Consider the following 6,830-nt stretch of genomic DNA (forward strand, 5'->3'; position numbering starts at 1 on the left):
GCGCAGGCGGAACCCGCAGCCGCCCAGCAGCGCCACCGCACAGGCGGCGCTGCCAAGGGTCAGGAAGTGACGTCGATTCATCCGCTCACCACGATGTTGACCAGCTTGCCCGGCACCACGATCACTTTACGGACCGTTTTGCCTTCCAGATGGCGCTGGACGTTGTCGCTCTCCATCGCCAGTTTCTCGATGGCGGCTTTGTCGGCGCTGGCCGGGGCTTCCAGGCGAGCGCGCAGTTTACCGTTCACCTGTACTACCAGCTCGATGCTGTCGCGGGTGAGGGCGACTTCATCCACCGCTGGCCACGGCGCTTCGATGGCAGGCTGGGTGTGGCCCAGCTGCTGCCACAGCGTGTGGCACAGGTGCGGGGTGATCGGGGCCAGCAGCAGTACGCAGGCTTCCAGCGCTTCACGGCTCACCGCCAGGCCCAGCTCAGAGCTGTCGTCGAACTTGGCAACCGTGTTGGAAAGCTCCATCACGGCGGCAATGGCAGTGTTGAAGGTGGTGCGGCGGCCAATGTCGTCGCTGGCTTTCTTGATGGTCTCGTGGGTCTTGCGACGCAGCGCTTTCTGGTCGTCGTTCAGCGCGTCCACGTTCAGGGTGCCGGGGGTGCCCGCCGCCAGATGCTCGGTGACCTGACGCCAGATCCGCTTCAGGAAGCGGTGCGCGCCTTCCACACCGGAATCGGACCACTCCAGCGACTGCTCGGGCGGGGCGGCAAACATCATGAACAGGCGTACAGTGTCGGCCCCGAACTTGTCGATCATCGACTGAGGATCGACGCCGTTGTTCTTCGACTTGGACATCTTCTCGATGCCGCCCATCTCCACCGGCTGGCCGTCGCTCATCAGTACGGCGCTCAGCGGGCGGCCTTTCTCGTCGCGCTGCACTTCCACATCGGCCGGGTTGAACCACTCCTTGCCGCCGTTATCCTTGATGCGGTAGAAGGTTTCGGCGATCACCATGCCCTGGGTAAGCAGCTGCTGGAACGGCTCGTCGGAATCGACCATGCCGAAATCGCGCAGCAGCTTGTGGAAGAAGCGGGCGTAGAGCAGGTGCAGAATGGCGTGCTCGATGCCGCCAATGTAGAGATCCACCGGCAGCCAGTAGTTGGCGCGTTCGTCCAGCATGGCCTCGTGGTTATCCGCACAGCAGAAGCGGGCGAAGTACCAGGAAGACTCCATGAAGGTGTCGAAGGTGTCGGTTTCACGCACCCAGCCGTCGCCCAGCTCGGAGAACTCGGGCATCTTCTTCAGCGGCGAGCCGGAGGCATCCACGGTGACTTCCATGGGCAGGGCCACCGGCAGCTCATCATCGGAAAGCGGCACGGTCTGGCCTTCCGGGCCGTACTTCACCGGAATCGGCGCGCCCCAGTAGCGCTGGCGGGCAATGCCCCAGTCGCGCAGGCGGTAGTTGGTTTTCACCTCGCCGCGGCCCAGCTCGGCCAGTTTGGCGGCAATGGCATCGAACGCCGCCTGGAACTCCAGACCGTCGAACTCGCCGGAATTGATCAGCGTGCCGTGCTCGGTGTAAGCGCCTTCGGAGATGTCCGGCGTGTTGCCGTGCTCGTTGGCGACCACCGGCCTCAGCTCGATGCCGTACTTGGTGGCAAACTCCCAGTCGCGCTGGTCGTGGGCGGGAACGGCCATCACCGCGCCGGTGCCGAACTCCATGAGCACGAAGTTGGCCACGAATACGGGCACTTCCTCACCGCTCAGCGGATGGATGGCCTTGTGGCCGGTGGCCATGCCCAGCTTCTCCTTGGTGGCCATTTCCGCCTCGGAAGTGCCGCCCTTGGCGCACTCTTCACAGAACGCAGCCATCTCGCTGCTCTGCTCGGCGGCCTGCTTGGCCAGCGGATGGCCAGCGGCCACGGCCACGTAGGTGACGCCCATCAGCGTGTCCGGGCGGGTGGTGTACACCGCCAGCGGCTCGCAGGCGCTGCCATCGGCGGCTTTGATATCGAAGCTCAGCTCGACGCCACGGGATTTGCCGATCCAGTTGCGCTGCATGGTCTTGACCTGCTCAGGCCACTCGACGTTATCCAGATCCGCCAGCAGCTCATCGGCGTAGTCGGTGATCTTCAGGAACCACAGTGGGATCTCCTTGCGCTCTACCGGCGCACCGGAACGCCAGCCGCAGCCGTCGATAACCTGCTCGTTGGCCAGCACGGTTTGGTCCACCGGGTCCCAGTTCACCGTGGACATCTTCTTGTAGACCAGCCCTTTCTCCACCAGCTTGGTGAAGAACCACTGCTCCCAGCGGTAGTAGCTGGTGTCGCAGGTGGCGAATTCGCGGCTCCAGTCGTAGGCAAACCCCAGTGCTTTCAACTGGTTGCGCATGTAATCGATGTTTTGGTAGGTCCACTTGGCGGGCGGCACCTGATTCTGGATGGCGGCATTTTCTGCCGGCATGCCGAAGGCATCCCACCCCATGGGCTGCATGACATTTTTGCCCTGCATGCGCTGGAAACGTGAGACAACGTCGCCGATAGTGTAATTACGCACGTGGCCCATGTGCAGCTTGCCGCTGGGGTAGGGGAACATGGATAGGCAGTAGAACTTCTCGCGGTTGGCGTCTTCTACGGCTTTGAAGCACTGGTGCTTTTCCCAGTACTGCTGAGCATCACGTTCGATATCACGGGGGCTGTAGTGTGCGTCCATCGGTGTTTTCAAGGCCTTGGGGTCATTCGCCCAAAAAAGGGCGCAAAGTGAATAGTGGATGACGACTGTCAGATAAGTAACGTCGATTGTATCCTATGCCGGTGTATCCTTGAACGGCTAGCCGATGATAGGCAGCACTTGTGGCAACAAAAGGAGAGGACCCATGGAAAAACATAACGATCATCGCCTTCGTGAAGGCTACGAGCGCCTGCTGGAACGCATGCAGGATGGCGCCAACGAACTCACCTGGGAAAACCTGCAAAAGGATTTGGACGACGCCGTTGCCTTTGAAGCCGAACTGGAAGAGTACACCAAAGACGAGCTGGCCCTGCTGCGCGCCTGGGTAGAGCGCGACCTGAAAGACATGCGCTACTACATGGCCGATACCGGCAAGCAGGTAGCCAGCTGGCTGGGCATCGACCTGGACCGGCTTTCCCGCCGCGTGGCAGAGTCGCTGCTTTCTATTGCCGACCGTAGCATTGTCGAGCGGGAGCGCTTCGAAGACGACCTGGAAGCCGCCCGTGCCGACTACTGCGAAGGCGAAATCGCCGCCCCCGGCCTGATGGCCTGCACCCACTGCGACGCCCAGGTGATGCTCAACGAAGTCGCCCGGCTGGAGCCCTGCCACCAGTGTGGCCACCGCTACTTCTACCGCTTCCCCAACAAGATCATCGAAACCTGAGCTACAGGCCCAGCCAGGCGCTCAAGCCTGCTATCGCGCCCAGCGACAGCAGGCTCATGAGCGCCGCATAAGGCAGGTTGTTCTTCATCATCTGGTAGCCACTGACCCCATAACGCCCCTGTAACGAGAGGTTGATACCGGACAGCGGCCCCACGCTGGTACCCACCGCCCAGGCGCTCAACCCCACGAACGCAAACAGGGTTTGCTCCGCACCGCTGAGGTTGAGCACCGAGGCCAGCACCGACACCCCAATGATCGGGTGCAGCCCCACCAGCGCGCTCAGGGCAATGGCTGCAAAGCTGGCCATGGCCTGGGGCGCACCAAACCGCGCAAACAGCGTCCACGCATCGCCTGCCGCTGCGGCCACCAGCGTGGAAAGCCCCACGGTCAGTAAGCCCGCCGCCAGAAACAGTGAAATCTCCCCGCGCATGGCCGGTAACCGTGTGACGGTGTGCTGACGCAAACGGCGCAGGGTAAAGCGCGGCCCCGCAGGCAGGTTGCTCAGCAACGCCACGCCGGGAATCAGGAAGGTAATGATGCTGACGATGCTCAGCGCAGGCGTCAGCCAAACATGGAACAGCATGACCAGCGCCGCCATGCCCGCAGGCATGAACAGGCTACGCGGCGACAGCGAAAAGCCATCCACCTCGCGCAAATCGAACCGCCGCCGTAGCTCCCAGGTGGTAAATAGCCCCGCCAGCATGGCCAGCGGAAACCCCACCACGGCAATCTGCGCGTACTGCACCTCTGGCGCCAGGGCGATGACCACCGCCATGGAGGCAAAAAACGGCGACCACAGCGCCGCGCTGCTCAACCCCCGGTTCAATGCCAACAGCTGCGGCGTGGTCAACGGCCCGCGCCGGGCCAGCCGGTCGCCCACCATCAGCACCGTGGAAAGGTTCAGAATGGTGCCCAGAAAATGCACCCCCAGCCAGGTACGCAGCACGCCCGCCGCCCCTGTCAACCGCCTGCCCGGCGCACGCTTGTTGCCCTGAGTGCCGATCAGGGAAATAAAGCTCACCCCCACCAGCATGGTGGCCACGAATACATTGCCCTGCAGCATGGCAGGCCAATTCACCGCCGCGCCATACACCGAGTGCGCCACCACCAGCATCGTAGCCCCCAGCGCGCTCAACACCCCCGCCTGACGCCGTGAACGCCGAGGAATCTCCCGCCACAGCAACGCCACCGCCGCCCACAGCAGATAGCTCACCCCCTGCGCCGCCGCAAAAGCCCCGGTAAAGCCCACCACCTGCACCAACAGCCCCAGCAACAACAACCCACCCGCCACCCGCTGCCGCCTCGTCGTCTCTTGCATCGCACACCCTTACTGGTTGAGTTAGCAGGCTAAGCTGCTTTGCAAAAGAAGGCCAGCAGCAAGAGCGAGGGGAGAGGTGAGACAGCAGATGCCAGGGATGCACCATGTGCGAGATGAAAGATGTTGGGAAAGGGGAAAGGGGAAAGGGGAAAGGGGAAAGGGGAAAGGGGAAAGGGGATGCGATGGAGCTGAGGGAAATGAGGGGTGTAGGATGTGTGACGTGGGAGGGCGCTTCAGCGCGCGACGATCAAGCCACCAATCCAACGATAACGCCTCCAACACCGACAGCGCCACCAACAACGACAACGCCTCCAACAACGATAACGCCACCAACAACGATAACGCCACCAACCCCGTAGCGCGGCGTAACGAGCAAAGCGAGGCACCCGCGAAGCACCGCAACGCGGTGCCGATACAGCCACCCAAGTCAATCACAAAGCAAGAGTCCACTTCAGGCCACAAAGGTCAAACTACCTAGCCAGCCAACCCGTAGCGCGGCGTAACGAACGAAGTGAGGCACCCGCGAAGCACTGCAACGCAGTGCCGATCCAGCTACCCAAACTGCGAAAAATTCTCGCCAGATAGGTGACCTAAGCAGATTTTATGAATAGAGTATGATTCAGCAGGCAAAACGAGCGGGCACGATAATAGGGGATATGTAGCCTAGCCTAAGGTTGTGGTTTTTAAAATCAATGGCTTAGATGTTTTTTTGGGACTGCATAACATCAATGGCTCTGATCGCCCAGTTATTGGGGTTATGTGGTGGGCTATATAATCACTGTTAGCCATATATTGAGATCAGCGATAAGGACTAATAATGCGTTCCAAATTACTAAATTTTTTGCTCTTACTGATTACATTGTTAACCAAACCAAAGTCATGGATAGTTACAGGTGCTTCCATATTGGTGTTAACAATGATGAAATTCTTTTTTGAAGGGCAATCAATCTTTTTCAGGCATTGGAACGAAATTTGGTCGGGCATGATTAATCCCGATGTGCCATTAGAACAGAAAATATTTATCCTAAGCTTCTTTATTCTGGTAACAGGCTTGGCCATGTATTACACAAGCATGTTTAAGGCTCTTGTAATATATCAAAATAAGCGTTTTGGTGCTAAGTCGTAGATTTAAATGGCTAACAAACGCCTAAAACATCGCGGCCTTCGGCCGCTGGACTCGCAACAAGTTGCTCGCCGTTTAGGCGTGCGTTAGCACTCAATTAGGAGAAACTAAGTGCCAGACTGGATGTTTATCGCATTATTTTCTATTGGGATTACTGGTGGTTTAATTCTTTTAGCTTGGCTACTGGTAACTATGCTCGTAGATATTTTCGAAATGAAGCAAATATCCAATTTCTCAAAGGATTTCAAGGATATGGTAAAGCACAGTCAGCCTTCATGGGAGGATGTCAAAGAGATAGCATCCACGAGGGGACTTACTCAGTCGAAGATACAATTTACCATTCGAAAATATAACCGAGAAATTATGGCTGGTAGAGAGGACGACTTATCTGAACATAAGGAGTTGATAAAAAGTTATATCACGCAATATCGTAAAGGTGAGCCTTTTGAGGGGCTACCCAATGAAATTCGTATTCATCTTGAGAGACTTCGTGATCAGATAGATGGCAATGAGCATCTATTAGAACCATTAACTACTCAAATTAAGGAACTACTTACAATTAATCAAAGAGAAAAACGGCAACAAAAACACTACACAATTGGTGGCTTTTTTGTCGGGTTGGCGGGCTTGGCGTTTGCTCTTTATGCAAGCTTTTCCGAACCAAATTTTACTGAAGCAATCATTACTGATGAGTCATCGCAGGTCGAAAGTGCTAACAAGTCAATGCAGCCGACCGCTGAAAGCGGCGGCTGATTGAAGCGTTATGCCTGCTTACTGGCAATCTCATGCAGGCGCTGAAATACCGCGTTATTTGCCATATCACTTAAGAGTTTTTGCATTTCATTGATCTGGCGCTCCTGCTCGTTGAGCCTCTCTACTATTGCGTTTGTGCTGAGCACTGATTTTTCTTTAGTGTCTACCACTGGCCAGCCGTCAACTTGGCGGTCTTTTTTGTAGCGCTTGCTCATAGCGTTCTCCCGCCCCGCAGGGCATAACAATACGTTGCAAGTGGACGGCTGCGCCGCCCTTGAACTCAGGCGTTAA

7 protein-coding genes are annotated in these 6,830 nt (G+C 57.6%); 4 read left to right on the forward strand and 3 right to left on the reverse strand.

Annotation, left to right across the window (positions count from 1 at the left end; all coding sequences use genetic code 11):
- Positions 1-77 precede the first annotated feature (77 nt).
- Complete coding sequence (gene leuS, locus B7L71_RS15235; RefSeq protein WP_081138959.1) at positions 78-2,663, reverse strand: leucine--tRNA ligase; 2,586 nt, start codon at positions 2,661-2,663, stop codon at positions 78-80.
- Positions 2,664-2,826: 163 nt separating this feature from the next.
- Between leuS and B7L71_RS15240 the strand changes: the two genes are divergently transcribed.
- A complete protein-coding gene (locus tag B7L71_RS15240) occupies positions 2,827-3,345 on the forward strand; it encodes a zinc ribbon-containing protein (protein WP_039179834.1) in 519 nt (172 codons plus the stop codon).
- 1 nt (position 3,346) lies between these two features.
- Here B7L71_RS15240 and B7L71_RS15245 read toward each other — a convergent pair whose 3' ends face one another.
- Positions 3,347-4,663 carry a hypothetical protein gene (locus B7L71_RS15245; RefSeq protein WP_081138960.1) on the reverse strand — a complete coding sequence of 439 codons (1,317 nt, stop codon included), beginning with the start codon at positions 4,661-4,663 and terminating at the stop codon, positions 3,347-3,349.
- Between the two features lie 211 nt (positions 4,664-4,874).
- On the opposite strand from B7L71_RS15245, the gene B7L71_RS17385 reads away from it, so the two are divergent.
- The 3 genes from B7L71_RS17385 (at position 4,875) to B7L71_RS15260 (ending at position 6,539) form a co-directional block, all read left to right on the forward strand.
- Positions 4,875-5,141, forward strand: a complete 267-nt coding sequence (locus B7L71_RS17385) for a hypothetical protein (RefSeq protein ID WP_170919517.1) — start codon at positions 4,875-4,877, stop codon at positions 5,139-5,141.
- Between the two features lie 339 nt (positions 5,142-5,480).
- Entirely contained in the window at positions 5,481-5,789 is a 309-nt protein-coding gene (locus tag B7L71_RS15255; RefSeq protein WP_081138963.1) for a hypothetical protein, read from the forward strand.
- 108 nt (positions 5,790-5,897) lie between these two features.
- Positions 5,898-6,539 (forward strand): hypothetical protein, encoded by a 642-nt coding sequence (locus B7L71_RS15260; protein WP_081138965.1) that lies wholly within the window; start codon positions 5,898-5,900, stop codon positions 6,537-6,539.
- A gap of 8 nt (positions 6,540-6,547) precedes the next feature.
- Here the strand turns inward: B7L71_RS15260 and B7L71_RS15265 are convergent, their stop codons facing one another.
- A complete protein-coding gene (locus B7L71_RS15265; RefSeq protein WP_081138966.1) occupies positions 6,548-6,754 on the reverse strand; it encodes a hypothetical protein in 207 nt (68 codons plus the stop codon).
- Positions 6,755-6,830 lie beyond the last annotated feature (76 nt).

This window comes from Halomonas sp. BC2 (assembly GCF_002078115.1).
Taxonomy (GTDB): domain Bacteria; phylum Pseudomonadota; class Gammaproteobacteria; order Pseudomonadales; family Halomonadaceae; genus Vreelandella; species Vreelandella stevensii.

Bases quoted from the DNA above. Each gene is read 5' to 3' on its own strand.
- B7L71_RS15240 (WP_039179834.1), top strand. From the start codon at position 2,827: ATGGAAAAACATAACGATCATCGCCTTCGTGAAGGCTACGAGCGCCTG.
- B7L71_RS15265 (WP_081138966.1), bottom strand. From the start codon at position 6,754: ATGAGCAAGCGCTACAAAAAAGACCGCCAAGTTGACGGCTGGCCAGTG.
- leuS (WP_081138959.1), bottom strand. From the start codon at position 2,663: ATGGACGCACACTACAGCCCCCGTGATATCGAACGTGATGCTCAGCAG.
- B7L71_RS17385 (WP_170919517.1), top strand. From the start codon at position 4,875: ATGTGTGACGTGGGAGGGCGCTTCAGCGCGCGACGATCAAGCCACCAA.
- B7L71_RS15245 (WP_081138960.1), bottom strand. From the start codon at position 4,663: ATGCAAGAGACGACGAGGCGGCAGCGGGTGGCGGGTGGGTTGTTGTTG.
- B7L71_RS15255 (WP_081138963.1), top strand. From the start codon at position 5,481: ATGCGTTCCAAATTACTAAATTTTTTGCTCTTACTGATTACATTGTTA.